The sequence below is a fragment of the Rhodoligotrophos defluvii genome, assembly GCF_005281615.1.
GTDB lineage: Bacteria > Pseudomonadota > Alphaproteobacteria > Rhizobiales > Im1 > Rhodoligotrophos > Rhodoligotrophos defluvii.
The window spans coordinates 215,303-234,957 of sequence record NZ_SZZM01000008.1 but is presented as its reverse complement, the minus strand read 5'-3'; the positions used below and the strand labels follow the sequence as shown (position 1 = coordinate 234,957).

At 65.6% G+C, this 19,655-nt stretch carries 17 protein-coding genes; 6 read left to right on the top strand and 11 right to left on the bottom strand.

Annotation, left to right across the window (positions count from 1 at the left end):
* The first annotated feature begins 353 nt into the window (after window positions 1–353).
* Window positions 354–1,532 carry a hypothetical protein gene (locus tag E4P09_RS24765; RefSeq protein ID WP_137392330.1) on the top strand — a complete coding sequence of 393 codons (1,179 nt, stop codon included), beginning with the start codon at window positions 354–356 and terminating at the stop codon, window positions 1,530–1,532.
* A 255-nt stretch (window positions 1,533–1,787) separates the two neighbouring features.
* On the top strand, window positions 1,788–2,435 hold the full coding sequence (locus E4P09_RS24760) for a hypothetical protein (RefSeq protein ID WP_137392329.1): 648 nt from the start codon (window positions 1,788–1,790) through the stop codon (window positions 2,433–2,435).
* Between the two features lie 19 nt (window positions 2,436–2,454).
* On the opposite strand, the gene maiA is transcribed toward E4P09_RS24760, so the two are convergent.
* The 5 genes from maiA to E4P09_RS24735 all read right to left on the bottom strand — a co-directional run bounded on the left by maiA (window position 2,455) and on the right by E4P09_RS24735 (window position 8,799).
* Complete coding sequence (gene maiA / locus E4P09_RS24755; protein WP_137392328.1) at window positions 2,455–3,090, bottom strand: maleylacetoacetate isomerase; 636 nt, start codon at window positions 3,088–3,090, stop codon at window positions 2,455–2,457.
* A 182-nt stretch (window positions 3,091–3,272) separates the two neighbouring features.
* Window positions 3,273–4,715 carry a DegQ family serine endoprotease gene (locus E4P09_RS24750; RefSeq protein ID WP_239025358.1) on the bottom strand — a complete coding sequence of 481 codons (1,443 nt, stop codon included), beginning with the start codon at window positions 4,713–4,715 and terminating at the stop codon, window positions 3,273–3,275.
* 246 nt (window positions 4,716–4,961) lie between these two features.
* Window positions 4,962–5,954 (bottom strand): protease modulator HflC, encoded by a 993-nt coding sequence (gene hflC / locus E4P09_RS24745; protein ID WP_137392326.1) that lies wholly within the window; start codon window positions 5,952–5,954, stop codon window positions 4,962–4,964.
* Window positions 5,951–7,060 (bottom strand): FtsH protease activity modulator HflK, encoded by a 1,110-nt coding sequence (gene hflK, locus E4P09_RS24740; RefSeq protein ID WP_137392325.1) that lies wholly within the window; start codon window positions 7,058–7,060, stop codon window positions 5,951–5,953. The genes hflC and hflK overlap by 4 nt, the downstream gene beginning before the upstream one ends.
* 260 nt (window positions 7,061–7,320) lie before the next feature.
* Window positions 7,321–8,799, bottom strand: a complete 1,479-nt coding sequence (locus tag E4P09_RS24735) for a catalase (protein WP_137392324.1) — start codon at window positions 8,797–8,799, stop codon at window positions 7,321–7,323.
* A gap of 99 nt (window positions 8,800–8,898) precedes the next feature.
* On the opposite strand from E4P09_RS24735, the gene E4P09_RS24730 reads away from it, so the two are divergent.
* Window positions 8,899–9,816 (top strand): LysR substrate-binding domain-containing protein, encoded by a 918-nt coding sequence (locus tag E4P09_RS24730; RefSeq protein WP_170984634.1) that lies wholly within the window; start codon window positions 8,899–8,901, stop codon window positions 9,814–9,816.
* Here E4P09_RS24730 and E4P09_RS24725 read toward each other — a convergent pair whose 3' ends face one another.
* The 3 genes from E4P09_RS24725 to E4P09_RS24715 form a co-directional block, all read right to left on the bottom strand.
* Window positions 9,817–10,989: a cystathionine gamma-synthase gene (locus E4P09_RS24725; RefSeq protein ID WP_137392322.1), complete on the bottom strand. Its 1,173-nt coding sequence runs from the start codon at window positions 10,987–10,989 to the stop codon at window positions 9,817–9,819.
* A 330-nt stretch (window positions 10,990–11,319) separates the two neighbouring features.
* Window positions 11,320–12,711, bottom strand: coding sequence for a pyridoxal-phosphate dependent enzyme (locus E4P09_RS24720; RefSeq protein ID WP_137392321.1), 1,392 nt, complete (start codon window positions 12,709–12,711; stop codon window positions 11,320–11,322).
* Between the two features lie 91 nt (window positions 12,712–12,802).
* The gene (locus tag E4P09_RS24715; RefSeq protein WP_137392320.1) at window positions 12,803–13,321 is read right to left on the bottom strand and encodes a dihydrofolate reductase; all 519 of its coding nucleotides are present in this window, start codon (window positions 13,319–13,321) and stop codon (window positions 12,803–12,805) included.
* 88 nt (window positions 13,322–13,409) lie between these two features.
* On the opposite strand from E4P09_RS24715, the gene E4P09_RS24710 reads away from it, so the two are divergent.
* Window positions 13,410–14,153, top strand: coding sequence for an alpha/beta fold hydrolase (locus tag E4P09_RS24710; protein WP_137392319.1), 744 nt, complete (start codon window positions 13,410–13,412; stop codon window positions 14,151–14,153).
* Window positions 14,154–14,159: 6 nt separating this feature from the next.
* Here E4P09_RS24710 and ypfJ read toward each other — a convergent pair whose 3' ends face one another.
* A complete protein-coding gene (gene ypfJ, locus E4P09_RS24705) occupies window positions 14,160–15,071 on the bottom strand; it encodes a KPN_02809 family neutral zinc metallopeptidase (RefSeq protein WP_137392318.1) in 912 nt (303 codons plus the stop codon).
* Window positions 15,072–15,210: 139 nt separating this feature from the next.
* On the opposite strand from ypfJ, the gene E4P09_RS24700 reads away from it, so the two are divergent.
* Both E4P09_RS24700 and gltX read left to right on the top strand, forming a co-directional pair.
* Entirely contained in the window at window positions 15,211–16,872 is a 1,662-nt protein-coding gene (locus E4P09_RS24700) for an NAD+ synthase (protein ID WP_137392317.1), read from the top strand.
* Window positions 16,872–18,212 carry a glutamate--tRNA ligase gene (gltX, locus tag E4P09_RS24695; protein WP_428977740.1) on the top strand — a complete coding sequence of 447 codons (1,341 nt, stop codon included), beginning with the start codon at window positions 16,872–16,874 and terminating at the stop codon, window positions 18,210–18,212. The genes E4P09_RS24700 and gltX overlap by 1 nt, the downstream gene beginning before the upstream one ends.
* A gap of 42 nt (window positions 18,213–18,254) precedes the next feature.
* Here gltX and E4P09_RS24690 read toward each other — a convergent pair whose 3' ends face one another.
* Both E4P09_RS24690 and E4P09_RS24685 read right to left on the bottom strand, forming a co-directional pair.
* Window positions 18,255–19,037: an RES family NAD+ phosphorylase gene (locus tag E4P09_RS24690; protein ID WP_137392315.1), complete on the bottom strand. Its 783-nt coding sequence runs from the start codon at window positions 19,035–19,037 to the stop codon at window positions 18,255–18,257.
* Window positions 19,034–19,486 carry an MbcA/ParS/Xre antitoxin family protein gene (locus tag E4P09_RS24685; RefSeq protein WP_170984633.1) on the bottom strand — a complete coding sequence of 151 codons (453 nt, stop codon included), beginning with the start codon at window positions 19,484–19,486 and terminating at the stop codon, window positions 19,034–19,036. Before E4P09_RS24685 ends, E4P09_RS24690 begins: the two co-directional genes overlap by 4 nt.
* Between the last annotated feature and the right edge of the window lie 169 nt (window positions 19,487–19,655).

Genomic DNA, 19,655 nt, shown 5'->3' with positions numbered 1-19,655 from the left:
CGGCGGTGGCACCGGCGGTGGCACGGGCGGTGGCACGGGCGGCGGCACCGGCGGCGGCACCGGTGGCGGCACCGGTGGCGGCACCGGTGGCGGCAGCGGCTCCGGTAATTGAGGCTGGGAGCCCTTGGAGCATTTTCGAGCGAACTGGATACCGGTTCGCGTGAAGAAAATGCGACCAAACAAGAACGTGAGACGCGGTTTCGCGATTCGGAGAAGCGCGGAAACGCTCTCGGCTTAACAAAGGCCGAGGCCCTTCGGCTTCGGCCTTTTTATCGACGATTTCCATCGTCGTCGTATTCTTTCCAAAGACGTCGATTACCCTTATGGTCCTGTCGATTTCCGGGGGAGCGACCGTGACGGACCAGCCGAGACACCCATTGCCCCAGCGCGTGGTGACCGCGCGCGGCGCGATGCAATGTGCCGCGGCCATCTTGGGCGCGGGCGTTCTGGCCCTAGGGCCGGCGCAGACGGCTGCCCAGGACCGGGCGCCTGGCAGCTGGGTTATCATCCAGGGCGAGCCCCCCTACCAATCCGGCATAGAGTGCGCTTTGCCCGAACCGCCGGCCGATACGGCCTCTCCGGCACAGCCGACCCCGTGTTCGACCGCGAAGATCGCCTCGCCCCTGAAATTCCGTCTCGACCTCTTGCCGGAAATCCATGCCACGGCGGCGGAAGAACGGCGGCGCTTGGAGATGTACGAGGCGCGCCGCCGGGCCCTGGCTGCTCGCCATGTGAAACCTCCTCTCCTGAGCGCGCATGGCGACATGCCGCTCACCTACAGCTTTGCAGTCGAGGAGAAAGGGCTGGACAGCCGTTACACACGCGACACGTTGAAGGCGCAGGGCAATGTGGCGGTTGCCGGATACAAGGTGGAGGCGAGCCTCGCCGAAACCTCTCACGCGATGCGCTCGGGCGCGAACCGCATCTCGAGCGTGCGCGCCGAGGCGCCTGTCGCATTTGGCCCCGTGGCGCTGCGGGCCGGTGTCAACACCTATTCCGTGCGCGATACCACGGCAGGTGCCGCGGCCACCAAAGTCGGCTATGGGGCGGATGCCCGGATTTCGGCCGCGCTGGGCCGCAACCTGGATGCCGAGTTCTTAGGCAAGGTTGAACATGTGCGCGATGGCAGCGCCCGCACCGTGGCGAGAGGCGCCACCACCCTGCACTATCGCTTTCCCGTGGACGGCTTGGGGCTCGGCCAATGGCAAGGCAAGCTGTCGCCAGGTGTGGAGGTTAGCCAGGCCGTCGGCGATACCCCGGCCGACATGGCGGTGCGGATGGGGGTTTCGCTGGTCAACGGACCGCAGAAGGTCGAGTTGAGCCAACGGGTACACCGGCAAGTGCTGGCCGGCGCCGCTAGCGCGGACGACCAGGAAACCGTGCTCGATTACCGATACAATTGGCCGCGCTCCTCGATTTCCCTGCGCGGCTCCCGCGCGACGAGCGGCAAAGCCGACGAGGCATCCGGAAACTGGCAGCTCGGCGCCGTGTGGACCTTGAAGCTCGAGGCCCTCGCCGACTATTTCCCGTAAAAGCAAAGCCAACCCTCCCCTGAAGGCCGCTGGCCCGTTGTCCGGGCGCCATGGCTTGTCCACAATATTAACACCTATGGTAGAGTTGCCTAAATTTGCGCACTTTTAAATTGCGAAAACGCCATCAAGCGGTAAGGTTGCCTCCAAGAGGGCGCGATTCTGTCGAGCGGCGTCAGGTTCTATGGCGTGATCTGTGGAGGGGTGGACATGTCAGTGACAATGATGAGGATGGCCACATTTGAGGAGGCGGGCGAGATGGACTCATTGGGAGAGCAGGCCCTGCGCCGCCGGCCTGATGAAATTCCAGCAGCCGAGCAGCAGAATCGCGGACCGGGCGCGCGGGTCGCCGACACTGCCGGACGCATCAACGCCGCAGCTGGCCATACTTTGGCGCAGCACCTGACCTATGCCGACGACCACCTTGAGCAGCGCATGGGGGCCAGCCGCGCCGAATTGCGCGGCGTCGAGAGCCGCAGCGCCGTGCCCGACGGGGCGCCGGAACAGCAGCTGTTCTCCGATTGGGCGCACGGCGATGATACGAGCGAGCTGGACGAACTCGAACTGCGGCGGCTTTCCGAGGCTGCCGAGCGGGGTGCGCTCATGGGCACGCGCCGCCTCGACAAGGTGCGGGCCGAATGGCGTGAGTTTACGCGGCGCCTGGAAGGCTCCGCCATGACAACGGCCGAGCTGCGGCGGCTCAGGCTCGAATTGCGGCGGCGCGAGGTGTTCCTGTTCGTCCTCGGCGGCTTCCTGCTGGTGATGGGCGCGCTTTATGGCGCCCTCGTCTTCTCCTCGCCGCAACTGCTGGGCAACCCGCGCAGCGAGTTCGGATGCGCCATGTTCGGCGGCAGCTGGGCCGAGACCCAGACCGGCAAGTCCTACTGCATCTTCTGGGCGCAATAGCGGACGCCGGCGGCCACCATCATTGGTGGCCGGCCTCCGGCTGCCGGGAAGGATGGGCCATGGCGAAGGCCGGCAGGCTGCCGCAGAGGTCGGCCACCTTGCATACGCGCGGGAACGGATCGAGCGGCACACCGAAATGGCGCGCGGACACCACCTGCGGCACCAGGCAGACATCGGCCAGCGTCGTGCGTCCGCCGAAGCAATGGCCATCATCGCCAATCATCTGCTCGAGCGCGGTGAAGCCTTCATGCATCCAATGCCGGAGCCATGCGTCGACAGCCGCCTGGCTTGCCTGGAACTGCTCCGAAAGCTGGCGCATGACCCGCAGCGTCACCAGCGGGTGGATGTCGCTGACCACGATCTGGGCCATGGCCCGCACCCTGGCCCGCTCCTCGGCACTGCGCGGCAGCATCGGCGGCTCGGGAAAGCGTTCCTCCAGATATTCCAGGATGGCCAGCGATTGGGTCAGGGGCGCGCCGTGGCCGATATCAAGCGCCGGCACCATGCCCTGCGGGTTGGCCTCGCGGTATCCAGGAAGGCTCTGCTCGCCGGCCAGAAGGTCCACCGGCACCTGCTCCCGCTCCACCCCCTTGAGATTGAGGGCGATACGAATCCTGTACGCCGCTGAACTGCGAAAGAAATGGTAGAGCCTCATAGCCCCCTCGACCCGGCTGATGCCACTCCTGGCTTGGTCGGCGGCATCTCTCGAGCAGGATGACGGATCGCTGAATCGCCATCCCGCTCCAATCCCTGTTCGAGCATGATCATGCTCTCGATGGCCCCCGCAGCACATATGTCTGTTATGGGGACCAATGTGCCCGGCCAGCGCCGGCTGCATCACTGCTTCGGCACGGCGTCCGTTTCGATCCGCAGCCCTAGGAAACGCGGCTCGCCCTGCGCATTGGAAACCAGCAGCAGCACCGACTTGCGGCCGCTCTTGGCGATTTCGGCCACCCGTTGCGCCACCTCTTCCGGCGTCTGCACCTCGCGCTGCCCGACCTCGACGATGACGTCGCCCGGCTGCAGCCTCTTTTCGGCAGCGGGGCCTCCCGGCGTGACTTCCGTCACCACCACCCCGTTCACGTTCTCCTTGATCTGGTATTGATCGCGCAGCTCGTCGGTGAGCACGCCGAGCTCGAGGCCAAGCGAGGCGACCGATTCCGACTGGGGCGCCGGCGTATCCTCAGGCTCCTCCGCTTCATCGTCCGTGGCCTGATCGGGCTCCCCTTGGTTCAGGTCCCCGACGACCACATTGATGGTCTTGCGCTCGCCATTGCGCATGACAACGACCGGGACCTGCTTGTTGATCTCCGTATTGGCGACGATGCGCGGCAGGTTGCGCATGGCCGTCACCGGCTTTCCGTCGAACTCGAGGATGACGTCGCCCGCCTCGATTCCGGCAGCGGCGGCGGGGCCGCCCGGCGTCACCTCGGCGACCAGAGCCCCCTCGCTGTTGCTCAGCCCGAGGCTCTCCGCGATCTCGTCCGTCACCGTCTGGATCCGCACGCCCAGCCAGCCGCGGCGCACTTCGCCATAGGCCCGCAGCTGTGCCAGCACGCTCTTGGCGGTGCTGGACGGGATAGCGAAGCCAATGCCGATCGAGCCGCCGGTCGGCGAGATGATGGCGCTGTTGATGCCGATCACCCTGCCTTCCATATCGAACAGCGGACCGCCGGAATTGCCTCGGTTTATGGCGGCATCCGTCTGGATGAAGTCGTCATAGGGCCCGGCCCTGATGTCGCGGTTGCGCGCCGAGACGATGCCCAAGGTAACCGAGCCCCCGAGGCCGAAAGGATTGCCGATGGCCATGACCCAGTCGCCCACCCGCACTCTGTCCGAATCGCCGAGCTCCACCGCCTGGAGTGGGCTCGTCGGCTTGACGCGCAGCAGCGCCAGGTCGGTCTTGGAGTCGCGGCCCACCACCTCGGCGTCGAGGTTGCGCCCGTCGGCGAAATTGACCTGGATCTTGTCCGCGCCGGTGATCACGTGGTTGTTGGTCACCACGTAGCCTTCCGGATCGATCACGAACCCGGAACCCAGGGAGCTCGCCTGACGCTCGCGCTCAGGCAACCCGTTCGGCTGCTGCCGGTTGAAGAACTCCTCGAAGAACTCCCGGAAGGGAGAGTTCGGCGGCAGGTCGGGCATGGGCACCGCTTCCCGCCCTTCGAGCTTCTGGGTGGTCGAAATGTTGACGACCGCGCCCGACAGGCGCTCCGCGAGATCTGCCACCGATTGCGGTCCAGCCGCCTCGGCTGGCACGTTGGCCACGGCGAGAACCATGATGACCGCCGCGACCGCCGATCGAAATGTCCGCCGATGAGCGTCTCCGATCTCGGCTAAGAACCTTCGTCCCATCGGCATTTCTGCTACCTCGTTTCCTCAAAGCGGATGTTTCGTTGTTCCTCTGGGCGCCACCCATCGCAGCCCTGACGCTTCCAGCCACGAGCATGAGCCGGAAGAAGTGCCTACCGGCTCATGGGAACATAGATAATTCACTCGCGGTGATGATGCACCGGGATTTCATACCTATTGCGGCTGAATGGGAAGCGTAGGCCGCGCTTGCGGCCGGTTTGCCGGGGCCGGCTCCGCAGAGGCAGAGGGTGCCGCCAGCGGCGCGCCCCGGTTTGACCCGTTTTGCGGCCGGTTGGCCCCTCCACCGGCGTCGTTGAAGAAGGAGAAGAACTCGGAATCGGGCCGCAACACGAGTGTGGTGTTGTTGCCTTGCAGGCTCTTCCGATACGCCTCCAGCGACCGCCAGAACGCGAAGAACTCCGGCGCGCGGCCATAGGCTTCCGCATAGATCCGGCTACGCTCGGCATCCGCATCACCGCGGGTGATTTCACCATCCCGCTGGGCCTCCGAGACGAGGATCACCGCGGTGCGGTCCGCCTGGGCGCGAATCTGCAGGCTGCGCTCCGTGCCGACGGCGCGGATCTGCTCGGCCTCGGCCAGGCGCTCGGCGCTCATGCGGTCATAGGTGCTCTGCATGACTTCCGGCAGGAGGTCGGTGCGGCGGATCCGCACATCGACGATCTGGATGCCGATCTCGCGCGCGCTCGGGATCAGGGCATCGCGGATCTCGCGCATCATCTGCTCGCGCTCCTGGCTCAAGGCCGCATCGAAGGAGCGCTTGCCATAGGTGGCGCGCAGCGCCGCATCGAGAGACGTCTCGAGCCGGTCCTCCGCATTCTGCTGATTGGCTTCCACCGCCTCGCGATAGCGGCGGGCGTTGTCGATGCGGTACATGGTGATGGTGTCGACCAGATAGCGGCGGCCGTCCACCACCTGCACCCGCTTGTCGTTGCTCTCGAAGAACTGCAGCGGGCGGGGAATGTAGACCACGCTCTCGATGAGCGGGATCTTGAAATAGAGCCCCGGCTCGTCGATCTCGCGCTTGATCTCGCCGAACTGGACCACCAGGGCGCGTTGGCGCTCGTCGACGATGAACGTCGCCATATAGGCCAGCAGCGCCAATGCCGCTATGACGATCAGGACTGCGTTGCGGATGCTGGGGTTCATTGGGCGGCTCCCGTGTTGGCGGAAGCGCCCGGCTGGGCCCTGCGCTGTTGCAGCTCGGGCAGCGGCAGGTAAGGCAGCACGCCCTGGCCTGCCTGCTCGTCCAGGATCACCTTGTTGGAATCGCCCAGCACTGCCTCCATGGTCTCCAGATACAGCCGCCGACGGGTCACGTCCTCGGCCTTGGCATATTCGTTGTAGATCTGCACGAATCGCTCCGAGGAGCCCTCGGCCTCCGCGATCACCCGTCCCTTGTAGCCCTCGGCTTCCTCCCGGATACGGGCGGCCTCGCCGCGCGCCTCGCCCAAGCGGCGGTTGGCATATTTCTGCGCGTCCTCGATGAATCGCTCCTGGTCCTGCTTGGCCCGCTGCACCTCTTCGAAGGCATCGGACACGGCCGTCGGCGGATCGGCGCGTTCGATATTGACGCTGAGCAGCTGAATGCCGGCGTCATAGCTGTCGAGGGTGCTCTGCATCAGCCTGAGGACTGCTTCCTGCACCTCGCCGCGCCCGGTGGTGCGCACGACCTCGGCCGCGGTCTGCCCCACCACGTCGCGCATGGCGCTTTCAGCCACCACGCGCACGAGCAGCTCGGGCCGGGAAATGTCGAAGAGATACTGGCGGGGATTGCTGATCCGCCAGATCACCGTGAAACCGATATCGACGATATTCTGGTCGCCGGTGAGCATGAGGCCGGCGTCGTCGTTGCGGCCCGGCTGCAGGGAGCCTATGCGCATCTGGTTGGTGCGAAGGGCCGGCACGGTCTCGACCGTCTCGAAAGGCCAGAAGATGAAGTGGAGGCCGGGCGTGGTCTCGCCGGGCTTGGCCTTGCCGAACAGGAGTTCGACACCGACCTGGTCCGGCTGCACGCGGTAGGCCGCGTTCCAGAGATAGACGCCGATCAGCGCAGCGATGACCGCGAAGACGACCAGCTTGTTGGAGCCGCCACCACCCCCGCCCGGCAGAATGCTCCGCAGCCGGTCCTGGCCTCGCTTCAGGATCTCTTCCAGGTCCGGTGGGGTATTGCGCGGTCCGCCCCCTTGGGGCCCCTGCCCCCAGGGTCCCCGTCCGCCGCCCTGCCAGCCACCGCCTTGATTGCTCCAAGGCATCCGTTTCTAACCCTTCCTGCTAAATGACAAACATCTTGAAAACACATGCAGATGCGCTGTGTTGGTATAGGGGAACGGCGTGGCTAAGTCTATGGGACAGACCCGCATCGACGCCCTCCGGCCCATAAGTCTTTCGTGACCGGGATCGATCCGATTGTGACAGCCGACCGGCCCGGCCGCAAGCTGTGCCGGGCCATCCTGCCGCCGAAAGCAATTGGGGGCGCCGGAGCGCCCCCAACGCGCAAAGCCTCGGAATTGTGCTATTCGGCCGCCTGTGCCAGCCCAAGCCCGCTGATATCGATGCCCAGCCGCTTGGCCAGGCCCTCGCCATATGCGGGATCGGCCCGGTAGCAATGGACAATCTGCCGCTTGAGGATCTCCTCTGGCACGCCCTGCATCGCGGCGGCGAGATTGTCGAACAGACGCTGCCGCTCCTCCGGGCTGAACAGGCGGAACAGATTGCCGGGCTGGGTATAATCGTCGTTGCCCACCCGGTGGTTGTAGCGGTCGGCATCGCCCGAGATCCGCAGCGGCGGCTCGGCGAACCGCTTGTTCTCCACCGGCCCGCCGAAGGAATTCGGCTCGTAATAGGCATCCGGGTTAGGGTTGGTGTCGGTGAAGAACCGCATCGGCCCATCCTTGTGATAGTGATGGACGGGGCAGCGGGCCCGGTTCACCGGCAGGTGCTCGTAATGGGTGCCGAGGCGGTAGCGATGGGCGTCCGCATAGGAGAAGATGCGCGCCTGCAGCATTTTGTCCGGCGAGAAGCCGATGCCCGGCACGATGTTCGAGGGCGAGAAGGCCGCCTGCTCGATCTCGGCGAAATAGTTCTCGGGGTTGCGGTTGAGCTCCATCACCCCAACCTCGATCAGCGGATAATCCCCGTGCGGCCAGACTTTGGTGAGGTCGAACGGGTTGTACCAGGTCTTTTCCGCATCCAGCTCCGGCATGATCTGCACATACATGGTCCAGCGCGGAAAGTCCTTGGCCTCGATCGCGTTGAACAGATCCTCCTGGTAGGACTCGCGCGACTTGCCGATGATCGCCTCGGCCTCCGCATTGGTGTGATTGCGGATGCCCTGCTGGGTCTTGAAGTGGAATTTGACCCAAAAGCGCTCGTTATCCGCATTGATGAACGAGAAGGTATGCGAGCCGAAGCCGTGCATGAAGCGCGGGCTCTGCGGAATGCCGCGGTCGGAGAACAGGATCGTCACCTGATGCAGGCTTTCCGGCGAGAGCGACCAGAAGTCCCACATGGCGGTGGCCGACCGCAGGTTGGTCTTGGGATGCCGCTTTTGGGTGTGGATGAAATCGGGGAACTTGTAGGGGTCGCGCACGAAGAACACGGGCGTGTTGTTGCCGACCAGGTCCCAGTTTCCCTCTTCCGTGTAGAATTTCAGGGCAAAGCCGCGCACGTCGCGCTCATGGTCGGCCGCGCCGAGTTCGCCTGCCACGGTCGAGAAGCGGGCCAGCATGGGGGTCTGCTTGCCCACCTGCGAGAAGACGGCTGCCCTGGTATAGCGGGTGATATCATTGGTGATGGTGAGGGTGCCGTAGGCGCCCCACCCCTTGGCATGCACCGTGCGCTCCGGAATGCGCTCGCGGTTCTGATGGGCCAGCTTCTCGATGAGCTGATAGTCCTGCATCAGCAGGGGGCCGCGCTCGCCTGCGCTCAGTGAATTCTGGTTGTCCGCGATCGGCGCGCCGGCCGTCGTGGTCAGTGTTGGACGCTCCGCCATGGTCTTCTGCTCCCTTTTTTGTCCCGTTCTAGTTCTAAAGAGCAATGCGCGATCAGGTCCAATTGCGAAATCCGAAAGGGTCGATAAGATTAGCTGATCATGGTCAGCCTAAAGCAGCTCAGATACCTGGACGCATTGGAGAGCCACCGCCATTTCGGCCGGGCAGCCGAGGCTTGCCATGTCTCGCAGCCGGCCCTGTCCATGCAGATTGCTGCGCTCGAGGCCGAATTGGGCGTAGCGCTGGTGGAACGGTTGCCGCGCGAGATCGTGTTCACCCCCCGCGGGCTCGAAATCGTGGCGCGAGCGCGGGCCATCGTCATGGCGGTGAACGACCTCGTGGACCAGGCCCGCCGCAGCGACCAGGCCCTGGTCGGCAGCCTGCGCCTGGGCGTGATCCCATCCGTGGCGCCCTATCTGCTGCCCCGAATCTTGCCCCGGCTCCGGGAGGAATTTCCACAGCTGACCCTCACCCTGCATGAAACTCAGACCGCGGCGCTGCTGACCGAATTGCAGCAGGCGCGGATCGACCTGGCCCTGCTCGCGCTGCCCTCGGGCGCAGAGGGCATGGCCGAGATGCCGCTGTTCGACGACCCGTTCGTGCTGGCGCTGCCGGAGCGGCATCCGCTCTGCGCTTTCGAGATCATCGATCCCCTCGCTTTGCGCAGCGAACGCATCCTCCTGCTGGAGCAGGGCCATTGTCTGCGCGATCAGACGGTCGCCTTCTGCCAGCGCATGGATGTGCACGGGGTGGACGGGCTCGGCGCGACCAATCTCGCAACCCTTATGCAGATGGTGGCGAATGGCTACGGTGTGACCCTGCTGCCCCAGCTCGCCGTGACGAGAGAGGCTGGCGCCTGCAGCGGCATCGCCTTGCGGCCGTTCAGCGCGCCGGTTCCGCGCCGCGGCCTGGGGCTCGTGTGGCGAAGAAGCTCGCCACGCGCCGCGGATTTCACGGCCTTGGGCCAGCTCATCCTGGACACGGCCGGGGCGGCTGCAAGCGAACCGGAGCCTGCTTGATCAGGCCAGCGCCTGTTCCAAGTCGCGAATGAGGTCGTCCGCATCCTCGACACCCACCGACAGGCGCACCAGCCCATCCAGAATGCCGAGCTGCTTGCGGATCTCCGCCGGGATCGACGCATGGGTCATGATGGCGGGGTGCTCGATCAGGCTTTCGACGCCGCCCAGGCTTTCCGCCAAGGCGAAGAGCTGGGTGCGCTCGAGGAACCGCCGCGCATCGGCAAGGTCGCCCTTGAGCACGGCGGTGACCATGCCGCCATAGGCCCGCATCTGGCGCGTGGCGATGTCATGGCCGGGATGCTGCTTGAGCCCGGGGTAATAGACGTGGCTCACCTTCGGATGCTGGGCGAGATAATGGGCGATGATCATCGCGTTCTCGCAGTGGCGCTCCATGCGCAGTGGCAGGGTCTTGAGTGAGCGCAGGACCATGAAGGCATCGAACGGCGCCATCACCCCGCCCACCGCATTCTGCAGATAAGCGAGCCGCTGCCGCAGGTCGCCCTGCGGGCTATTGCCGGAGACCACCGCAATGCCGCCCACCACGTCGGAATGGCCGTTGAGGTACTTGGTTGCGGAGTGGACCACGATGTCGATGCCATGGTCGATCGGCCGCTGCAGATAAGGCGAGGCGAAGGTGTTGTCGGCAACCGAGATCACGCCGTGCTTGCGGGCAAGCTGAGCGATCGCCGAAAGATCGACGATGCGCAGCAGCGGGTTGGTGGGCGTCTCCACCCAGATCATGCGCGTCTTCGGCGTGATCGCGGCTGCCACCGCATCGATGTTGGAGACATCCACGAAACTGGTGGTGATGCCGGCGCTGCGCTTGCGCACGTTCTCGAGCAGCCGGTAACTGCCGCCATAGAGATCATCGCCCGCGATCACGTGGTCGCCGGCATCGAGCAGCTCCAGCACCGTGCTCGATGCCGCCAGGCCCGAGGCGAAGGCATAGCCGGCAGCGCCGTTCTCCAGGTCCGCGATGCAGTCTTCGAGCGCCTTGCGGGTGGGGTTGCCGGAGCGGGAATACTCATAGCCCTTGTGAACGCCGGGGCTCTGCTGGACGAAGGTGGAGCTGGCGAAGATCGGCGTCATGATCGCGCCGGTGGACGGGTCCGGCGCCTGGCCGGCATGGATCGCGCGTGTGGCAAAGCCCTGGCGATTGGAGGAAGTGGACACCGGTGCCTCTCGTATCTGTGTTCTCGCCAAGCCTCATAAGGCGCAAGCGATGACGCCGCAAGCGGCGAGCTGCCCTGTCCTCCGCAACACCTGGGCTGTCTTGTCTGGACCGGGCGTCGATCCAAACCATTGGAGCATAAGCCTAATCGTCATGTCGAGCCTTGAGCCGAGCACCGCGGGCCGCACGGCGCGACCATCCTCACTAGCCCTGGATCACCGAGTCAAGCCCGGTGATCACGTAAGGTCCTGGAGTTCAAGGCAAATCCGTCATGCCCCAGCTTGACTGGGGCATCCAGGGCCACAAGGGCACGCTTGCCGGCATCTCGGTTCTCAGCGGTTGGCGTGCAGGCGCAGGTGGTTCAGAATATCGATCTTGGTGATCAGGCCCTGAAACACGCCCTCGCGCATGACTGGCGCCACCATGCCCCGCTCCAGAATGTTGAGCACCTGTTCCAGACTGTCCGATGCCTCGACCTTGACGAGGCCTGTCGTCATCGCGTCCCTCACATGGCCGGTGAAGGCCCCGCGGTTGCGCCAGACGTGGCTCAGCAGGTCCTCTTCGTCCAGCAGCCCCACCAGCTGCCCTTCTTCCAGCACCGGCAGCTGCGAGATCTCGTGTAGCTTCATCTGCCGATAGGCCTGGGTCAGAGGTGTCTGCGGGCTCACGGTGACCGTCTGCTGCTCTGCATGTTTCCTTGCGATGAGATCGGTGAGATCGCCGGTCTGGGAAAGTTCGAGCAGTCCGTGATCCAACATCCAGAAGTCGTTGTACATCTTGGACAAATACTTATTGCCGCTGTCGCAGACCAGGGTGATCACCACCTTCGGTTCGGTCTGCTCTCGGCAATAGCGCAAGGCGGCGGCCAGGAGGGTGCCGGTGGACGAGCCGGCGAGAATGCCTTCCGCCCGCAGCAGGTCGCGCGCGGTGCGCAGCGACTCGGCGTCGCTAATGGAATAGGCCTTGGAAACCCGCGAAAGGTCGGCGATCGGCGGGATGAAATCCTCGCCGATGCCCTCGACCAGCCACGATCCGAGCTCGGTGCTCACCTCCCCCGTCTCGACATAATGGGCAAGGATTGAGCCCACCGGGTCGGCCAGCACGAAGGTGGTTGCCGGATTGTGCTTGGCGAAATAGCGGGAAAGGCCGGTCACCGTGCCGCCGGAGCCGACACCGCACACGATCGCATCGGGCACCACGCCGGCCTGCCGGCATTGGGCCAGGATCTCGGGCCCGGTGGTGGCCTCGTGCGCGGCGGGATTGGCCGGGTTCTCGAACTGGTTCACGTAGAACCACCCGTTTTCCGCCGCAAGCCGCGCTGCCATGTCCTGGTAGTATTCGGGGTGGCCCTTGCCCACGTCCGAGCGGGTATTGATGACTTCCGCGCCCATGGCGCGCAGATGGAAGATCTTCTCCTGGGCCATCTTGTCCGGCACCACCAGCACGAGGCGGTAGCCCTTCTGAGCCGCCACGAGGGCCAGCCCCAGCCCGGTATTGCCGGCGGTGGCCTCGATGAGGGTGCCGCCCGGCTTGAGCGCGCCGGAGCGCTCGGCGGCCTCGATCATGGAGCGGCCGATGCGGTCCTTGATGGATCCGCCCGGATTCTGGTTCTCGAGCTTCAGCAACAGCCGGCATTTACCCGTGTCGAGCCGAGTTACCTCATGCATCGGCGTATTGCCGATCTCGTCCAGCACCGACCGGTAAACCGCTGCGTCTCTGGTCATATCAAGCCTTTCATGCCGCGCCGCCGCGCAAGTGAACGTGCCTGGCGGCCAAGTCCTGATCGCTCTGCCATCGGACGCGGCTCACGTAAAGCTATTGCGCGCCCGTGGCCAGCCGCTCCAGGACGATCAGCGTCGTATCGGCACTTTCCCCCTCTTCCGCCGTGAAGCTTTGCCGCTCCACCTCGCGCCACTGGTTGCGTGGCAGGTCGGGGAAATGGACATCGCCGGGGGGAGAATCATGCACCCGGGTCAGATAGATACGATCGGCCAAAGGCAGCATGTCACGGAAGATGGCCGAGCCGCCGATCACCGCTATCTCGCTCACTCCCCGCTCCATCGCCTTGGCCGCGCCCAGCCGCAGCGCCGCCTCCGTCGAGCGCACCACATAGACCCCTTCCGGCGCGAAGGTCTCGGACTGGGTGATCACGATATTGTCGCGGCCAGGCAGCGGCCGGCCGATGGACTCGTAAGTCCTGCGCCCCATGATCACCGGCTTGCCGATGGTGATCTTGCGAAACCGCCTGAGGTCCGATGGCAGGTGCCACGGCAGGCCGCCCCGCGCTCCGATGACGCCGTTCTCGGCAACGGCGACCACGAAAGTGATCTTCATGAGGCTTGCCTCTCGCGCCGCGACATGTCACGCCCTGAACGTGCTGTTCCTTCTGAACGTCATTTAAGGGTCCGGGAGAGTTCTGTCCATGAAGTCGGCGCTGGTGTTCATCCACGGCCTTGGCGGTGCAGGCGAGATCTGGTTTCGCCAAGAGCAGCATTTCGCGCGCGAGCGCAACGTGCTGGCTTGGGACGCGCCGGGCTGCAAGGGCAAGCCACTGCTTCACCCCCTCACCTTCCCGGCGCTGGCCGAGGCCCTGCTCGCCGATCTCGATGCGGCGCAGATCAAACGGGCGGTGCTGGTGGGCCATTCCTTGGGCGGCATGCTGGCGCAGACCGTTGTCGCCCGGGCACCGGAGCGCGTGGCGGGGCTTGCCCTGGTGTCCACAAGCCCGGCCTTCGGCGATCCGAAAGGCGCGTTCCAGCAGCAGTTCATCCGCGAGCGCCTGGAGCCGCTCGACCGCGGCATCCCCATGGCGGATTTCGCAGGCCCCGCCACCGCAGCCATGGTCGGGGAAGATCCGGACCTCGACTGCGTGGCCTTGACGGAGAAGGCTCTGGCGGCCACACCGCCCGAGACATACCGCGCCTATATAAACCTGCTCACCACCTTCGATGCGCGCGCCACATTGGGCGCGATCGGCTGCCCCACCCTGGTCATCGTCGGCGAGCACGACAAGGCATCGCCGCCGGTGGTCTCGGAGAAGATGGCGCGGAGGATCCCGCAAGGGATTTATGTGATGGTGCCGGGCGCGGGCCACATGCTGCCCTTCGAGCGGCCGACCGTGTTCAACGCGGCCCTCGAAGGGTTCCTCGTCGATAATGGGTTGTGAGCCGGCCTACAGCGGGTTGGCGCTGAAGGTATCGCACTGACGGGGGTCGCCGGTGCTCAGGCCCTTGCGGAACCAGCGGACGCGTTGCTCGGACGTGCCATGGGTGAAGGACTCCGGCACCACATAGCCCTGGGATTCCTCCTGGAGCCGGTCGTCGCCGACCGCAGCAGCGGCGTTCAGCCCCTCCTCCACGTCGCCCTGGTCCAGCAGGTGCGTCTGCTGATTGGCCTGATTCGCCCATACCCCGGCGAAGCAGTCCGCCTGCAGCTCGACCCGGATCGAAAGCTGGTTCTGCTGTTCTTCGCTGAGCTGGCTGCGAAGGGAATCGACTTTCTGCGTTATGCCCAGGAGCGTCTGCACGTGATGGCCAACCTCATGGGCGATCACATAGGCCTGGGCGAAATCGCCCGGCGCGCCGAGCCTGTCCCGGAGTTCCTTGTAGAAGGACAAGTCGATATACACCTTCTGATCGCCCGGGCAGTAGAATGGCCCCATGGCCGTCTGGGCATAGCCGCAGGCCGACTGGATGCCGCCGCTGAACAGCACCAGGGTCGGATCCGTATACTGGACGCCCAGGGTCGGCAGGATGCGGCTCCAGGTGTCTTCCGTGCTGCCCAGCACCGCGGAGACGAAATCCTTCATCTGGTCGTTGGTCTCGCCCGCGGTCTGGGTGCCCTGCCCGGTCGTCTGCTGCGGGCCGGTGGCCACGCTGCCGTTGTTCATGCCGTCAAGCAGCACCCGGGGGTCGACGCCCAGGAAATAAGACAGGCCGAGCACCACCACCAGGCCCACGAGGCCGATGCCGCCTCGCCCGCCCACGGGAATACGCATTCCCCCGCCACTACCGTCGCCCAAGCCCCCACCGGCCCCGCGCTCGTCGTCGACGTTGGTGCTGCGACGTTGATCTTGCCAGCGCATACTCAATCCTCCGGGCGCGCACTCCGATCTCACATCGGTAGCAGAACTCTGCGCATGATTTCCTAACAGGCCGTTGAAACAAGGCCGCGCCGCAGTGCGGAGCATTGCTCCCGGAAAGTGCCGGGGGTAAGAGAGCACCATGCCCGACGAGATCGCCATAGCGCTCGCCCAGCTCAACCCCGTCGTGGGCGCCATTGAGGAGAACCTGAAGCGCGCCCGCCACGCCCGGGCCGAAGCAGCGGCGGCGGGCGCGGACCTCGTGGTCTTCAGCGAGCTGTTCATCTGCGGCTACCCGCCCGAGGACCTCGCGGCAAAGCCGTCCTTCGCCGCGCAATCGCTGCGCGCGGTCGAGGCCTTGGCGGCCGACACGGCCGACGGCGGCCCCGGTGTGGTGATCGGCACCCCGTGGCGCCAGAACGGCCATGTGTACAATGCGGTCGCGTTGCTCGACGCCGGGCGGATCGTCACCGTGCGCTATAAGCACAATCTGCCCAATTACGGTGTGTTCGACGAGAAGCGTGTCTTTGCGGCAGGGCCGGCGCCGGGGCCGGTGAACTTCCGCGGCATTCGCCTGGGCCTGCCGATCTGCGAGGACATCTGGACCGAGGAAGCCTGCGAATGCCTGCAGGAGGCCGGGGCCGAGATCCTGCTGGTGCCGAATGGTTCGCCCTTCGAGGCCGGAAAGCACGATTTTCGCATGCAGCAGGCCGTGGCGCGGGTGACGGAGACCGGCCTGCCTCTGGCCTATGTCAACCAGCTCGGCGGACAGGACGAGCTGGTGTTCGACGGCGCCTCCTTCGTGCTCAATGCTGACCGCAGCCTCGCCGTGCAGCTCCCGGGCTGGGAAGAGCGCATCACCCTCACCCGCTGGCGGCGTCAGGGGGATGAATGGCGGTGCGCTGCCGCCGAACGGGCCTTGATCGAGGAGGGTCTCGAGGGGATCTATCTGGCCTGCGTCCTCGGCCTGGGCGATTATGTACGCAAGAATGGCTTTCCCGGCGTGGTGCTCGGCTTGTCCGGCGGCATCGACAGCGCGCTCTGTGCGGCCATCGCAGTGGATGCGCTCGGGGCAGACCGGGTCAGTTGCGTGATGCTGCCCTACCGCCACACCAGCCGCACCAGCCTGGAGGATGCGGAAGCCTGTGCCCGCCTGCTCGGGGTCGGCTATCAGGCGCTGCCGATCGATGATGCGGTTGCCGCCGCCGACCAGACGCTCGCGCCGGTACTCGACGGCCATCCGTCCGGTCTTGCAGAAGAGAATATCCAGTCGCGAATGCGCGGCCTCTTGCTCATGGCAATCTCCAACGCGCGCGGGCCGATGTTGGTCACCACCGGCAACAAATCCGAGGTATCGGTTGGCTATGCCACGTTGTACGGCGACATGAACGGCGGCTTCAACCCGATCAAGGACATCTACAAGACCGACGTGTTCGCCCTGGCGAGGCTGCGCAATCAGCGGCGGCCGAAGGGCTGCAAGGGTCCGGAGGGCCGCGTGATCCCGGAACGGATCATCACCAAGGCGCCGACGGCCGAGCTGAGGCCCGGCCAGAAGGACGAAGACAGCCTGCCGCCTTACCCCGTGCTCGATGCCATTCTGCGCGGGCTGGTGGAGGAGGATGCGTCCGTCGAGGAGATCACCGCCCGCGGCTTTGACCGCGCCATGGTGGAGCGGGTGGAGCAGATGCTTTATCGCGCCGAATACAAGCGGCGCCAGGCCGCCCCCGGCGTCAAGCTCACCCGCCGTAATTTTGGCCGGGACCGGCGCTATCCCATCACCAATCATTTTCGCGATCGAGGCTGATCACCATGGCAACCAGGGTGCGCTTTGCGCCGAGCCCGACTGGCCGGATTCATATCGGCAATGCCCGCACCGCGGTGCTCAACTGGCTGTTCGCGCGCAAGACCGGTGGCGAATTTCTGCTGCGCCTCGACGACACCGACACCGCCCGCTCGACCGAGGCTTTCGCCCGCGGCATCGAGGAGGATCTCACCTGGCTCGGCCTCCAGCCGGATACGGTGTTCCGCCAGTCGGACCGGCTGGCCCGTTATGACGAAGCCGCCGACCAGCTCCGGGCAGCCGGCCGGCTCTATGCCTGCTACGAGACGCCGGACGAGCTCGAACGCAAGCGCAAGCGGCAGCTGGCCCGCGGCCTACCGCCGGTCTATGACCGCAGCGCGCTCGAGCTTTCGGCGGAGGAAAGGGCAAGTCTTGAAGCGGAGGGCCGCCGGCCGCACTGGCGCTTCCTGCTGGACGACCGGCGGGTCGAGTGGGATGACCATATCCGGGGGCATCAGTCGTTCGCCTTTGACAGCCTGTCCGACCCTGTGCTGGTGCGCCACGACGGCAGCTATCTCTACACCCTGCCCAGCGTGGTCGATGACATCGACAAGAGCGTGACCCACGTGATCCGCGGCGAAGACCACGTCACCAATACCGCCGTGCAGATCCAGCTGTTCGAAGCCTTAGGCGCGAAGGCGCCGGAATTCGCCCATCACAGCCTCCTGCTCGGCGCCGAAGGCCAGGGCCTGTCCAAGCGCACCGGCGCGCTCTCCATAGAAAGCCTGCGCGAAGCCGGCATCGAGCCCATGGCGATCGTCACCCTTGCGGCCATGCTCGGCACCTCGGAAACGGTGCAGCCCCACGCGGATATGGCCGAGCTCGTCGCCAGCTTCGATCTTGCCAAGCTGTCGCGCGCCCCGGTGCGCTTCGACGAGGCTGAGCTCAAGGCGCTCAATGCCCGCCTGATCCATGGCCTGCCTTATAGGGCGGTGGCCGACCGGCTCGCGACTCTAGGCGTGGGCGGCGGTGAGCCGTTCTGGCTGGCGGTGCGCGGTAATCTCGCCACCGTGGCGGAGGCGGCCGACTGGTGGCGCGTCGTAACGGGGCCGGTCGAGCCCGACATCGACGAGCCCGACTTCATCGCCGAGGCGGCACGCCTGCTGCCGCACGAGCCATGGGGCGCCGATACGTGGCGCGACTGGACGAACGGCGTGAAAGCTGCAACCGGGCGCAAAGGCAAGGCGCTGTTCATGCCGCTGCGCCGGGCGATCACCGGGCTCGACCACGGGCCGGAACTGGCCGGCCTCCTGCCGCTCATCGGCCGTGATCGCGTGCTGGAGCGGCTGGGAAGCAAGCAATAGACGCTGCGGTCGCTGGTACCACCCGGCCGCCGGCCCGCCCGCTCAGCCCGCCACCGGCGCCTCCACCGTGCTGATGCGGGCAACGGTCAGCCGGCCCGAGGCGCTCCAGCTATAGCGGTAGTGATCCCCTTGCAGCACCGGCAGCTGCACCAACGCCGGCTTGTAGAGACACAGGCAGGTGCCCGCCTCCCGCCGGACGCTGTCATAGACGATGCCGTTCCGGCCCGCCCGCTCCTGGGCGATCTCGCGTGCGGACATGGGCCTGTCCTTCATCTGTTGGCGTATGGGCCAGCGCAAAGCGACCCCGAAGGCCTGCGCGGCCGAATAGTCGGTGGGATGGTAGAGCTCGGGCCGCTCCTGCATGCGCCCGCGCAGGTCCACCAGCTTGGCATCCACCCGGCTCACCAGCTCGCGCATTTCGATCGCATTGGGGAAGCCACCCTCGGACAGACGCAGCCGGCGTTCCGAGTGATAGACGGTCTCCGCCACCGCCGTCTCGACCTCCAGTGACGCATACCAGGCCCCGAGGCGGCCATCGGTGAAACGGCCGCCCTTGTCGTCCGCATGCAGGAAGGCGGCCATCACCAGGCTCGCGGTCGGGCCCGAGACGATGTCGCCGGGCTCGAACAGGGTCAGCCGCTGGGTCAGGGTGGTCATGCGGTCATTGGTGAGCGCTTCCAGCGCGAAAGCCGCACGCAGGTCTTCTTCGCTGGCGGCGATATCGTCGAACACGCCCACGGTCGGGTAGCGGCTGGCGATCAAGCGGTGCATGCGCGCGGCAACCTTTGCGGTGCGCAGCGGGGCCACCCGCACCGCACCCGTCATTTCATGCCTCGCCACGCATCGAGATAGCGCCGCACCGCGAAGAGATCGTCCATGCCGCCGCGCAGCATGTGCGCAAGCGGCGAACGCCCGGCGAACGGCACGTCGTGGTTGGGGCTCTTCAGCCAGCGCATCGCGCCTTCATCGTCGGCGAACACCAGCTTGAGCGCCTTGTAGATGCCGAGCACCAGCGAGACACGTTCCAGTTGATCGCGCGACAGCACCGAAATCCGGCCGCTCTGCCAGTTGTGATAGGTCTGTCGGGCAATGCCCCCCAGGAGCACCTGCCGATCCCCGACCGACAGCTGCCAGCGGTCGGCCATATTAAGAAACAGGCGGACCGCAGGCGCAGACAAGGCCTCGCGCTGTTTCCTGACGCTGAGGTCGATGTCCGGCTGTTCTGCCAGTGCTGCAGCCGCAGCGGCTCGATGATCCACCATGACGTTCTCCAATTTGGACATTATGTACAAATTTGGACCGATGTCAAGAGACTGGGCGTCAGAGGCGCGGACTGTGGCCGGTCCGTTGAGAATCGCTGGAGTGCACAGCTGAGGAAATCGGCGCGTCAAGTTATACGAAACGCCGATAAGGAAGTGAGAATAAAGGATCGACAATTGCGGC

Bases quoted from the DNA above. Each gene is read 5' to 3' on its own strand.
- E4P09_RS24760 (WP_137392329.1), top strand. From the start codon at position 1,788: ATGGACTCATTGGGAGAGCAGGCCCTGCGCCGCCGGCCTGATGAAATT.
- maiA (WP_137392328.1), bottom strand. From the start codon at position 3,090: ATGAGGCTCTACCATTTCTTTCGCAGTTCAGCGGCGTACAGGATTCGT.
- E4P09_RS24750 (WP_239025358.1), bottom strand. From the start codon at position 4,715: ATGGTTCTCGCCGTGGCCAACGTGCCAGCCGAGGCGGCTGGACCGCAA.
- hflC (WP_137392326.1), bottom strand. From the start codon at position 5,954: ATGAACCCCAGCATCCGCAACGCAGTCCTGATCGTCATAGCGGCATTG.
- hflK (WP_137392325.1), bottom strand. From the start codon at position 7,060: ATGCCTTGGAGCAATCAAGGCGGTGGCTGGCAGGGCGGCGGACGGGGA.
- E4P09_RS24735 (WP_137392324.1), bottom strand. From the start codon at position 8,799: ATGGCGGAGCGTCCAACACTGACCACGACGGCCGGCGCGCCGATCGCG.
- E4P09_RS24730 (WP_170984634.1), top strand. From the start codon at position 8,899: ATGGTCAGCCTAAAGCAGCTCAGATACCTGGACGCATTGGAGAGCCAC.
- E4P09_RS24720 (WP_137392321.1), bottom strand. From the start codon at position 12,711: ATGACCAGAGACGCAGCGGTTTACCGGTCGGTGCTGGACGAGATCGGC.
- E4P09_RS24715 (WP_137392320.1), bottom strand. From the start codon at position 13,321: ATGAAGATCACTTTCGTGGTCGCCGTTGCCGAGAACGGCGTCATCGGA.
- E4P09_RS24710 (WP_137392319.1), top strand. From the start codon at position 13,410: ATGAAGTCGGCGCTGGTGTTCATCCACGGCCTTGGCGGTGCAGGCGAG.
- ypfJ (WP_137392318.1), bottom strand. From the start codon at position 15,071: ATGCGCTGGCAAGATCAACGTCGCAGCACCAACGTCGACGACGAGCGC.
- E4P09_RS24700 (WP_137392317.1), top strand. From the start codon at position 15,211: ATGCCCGACGAGATCGCCATAGCGCTCGCCCAGCTCAACCCCGTCGTG.
- E4P09_RS24690 (WP_137392315.1), bottom strand. From the start codon at position 19,037: ATGACGGGTGCGGTGCGGGTGGCCCCGCTGCGCACCGCAAAGGTTGCC.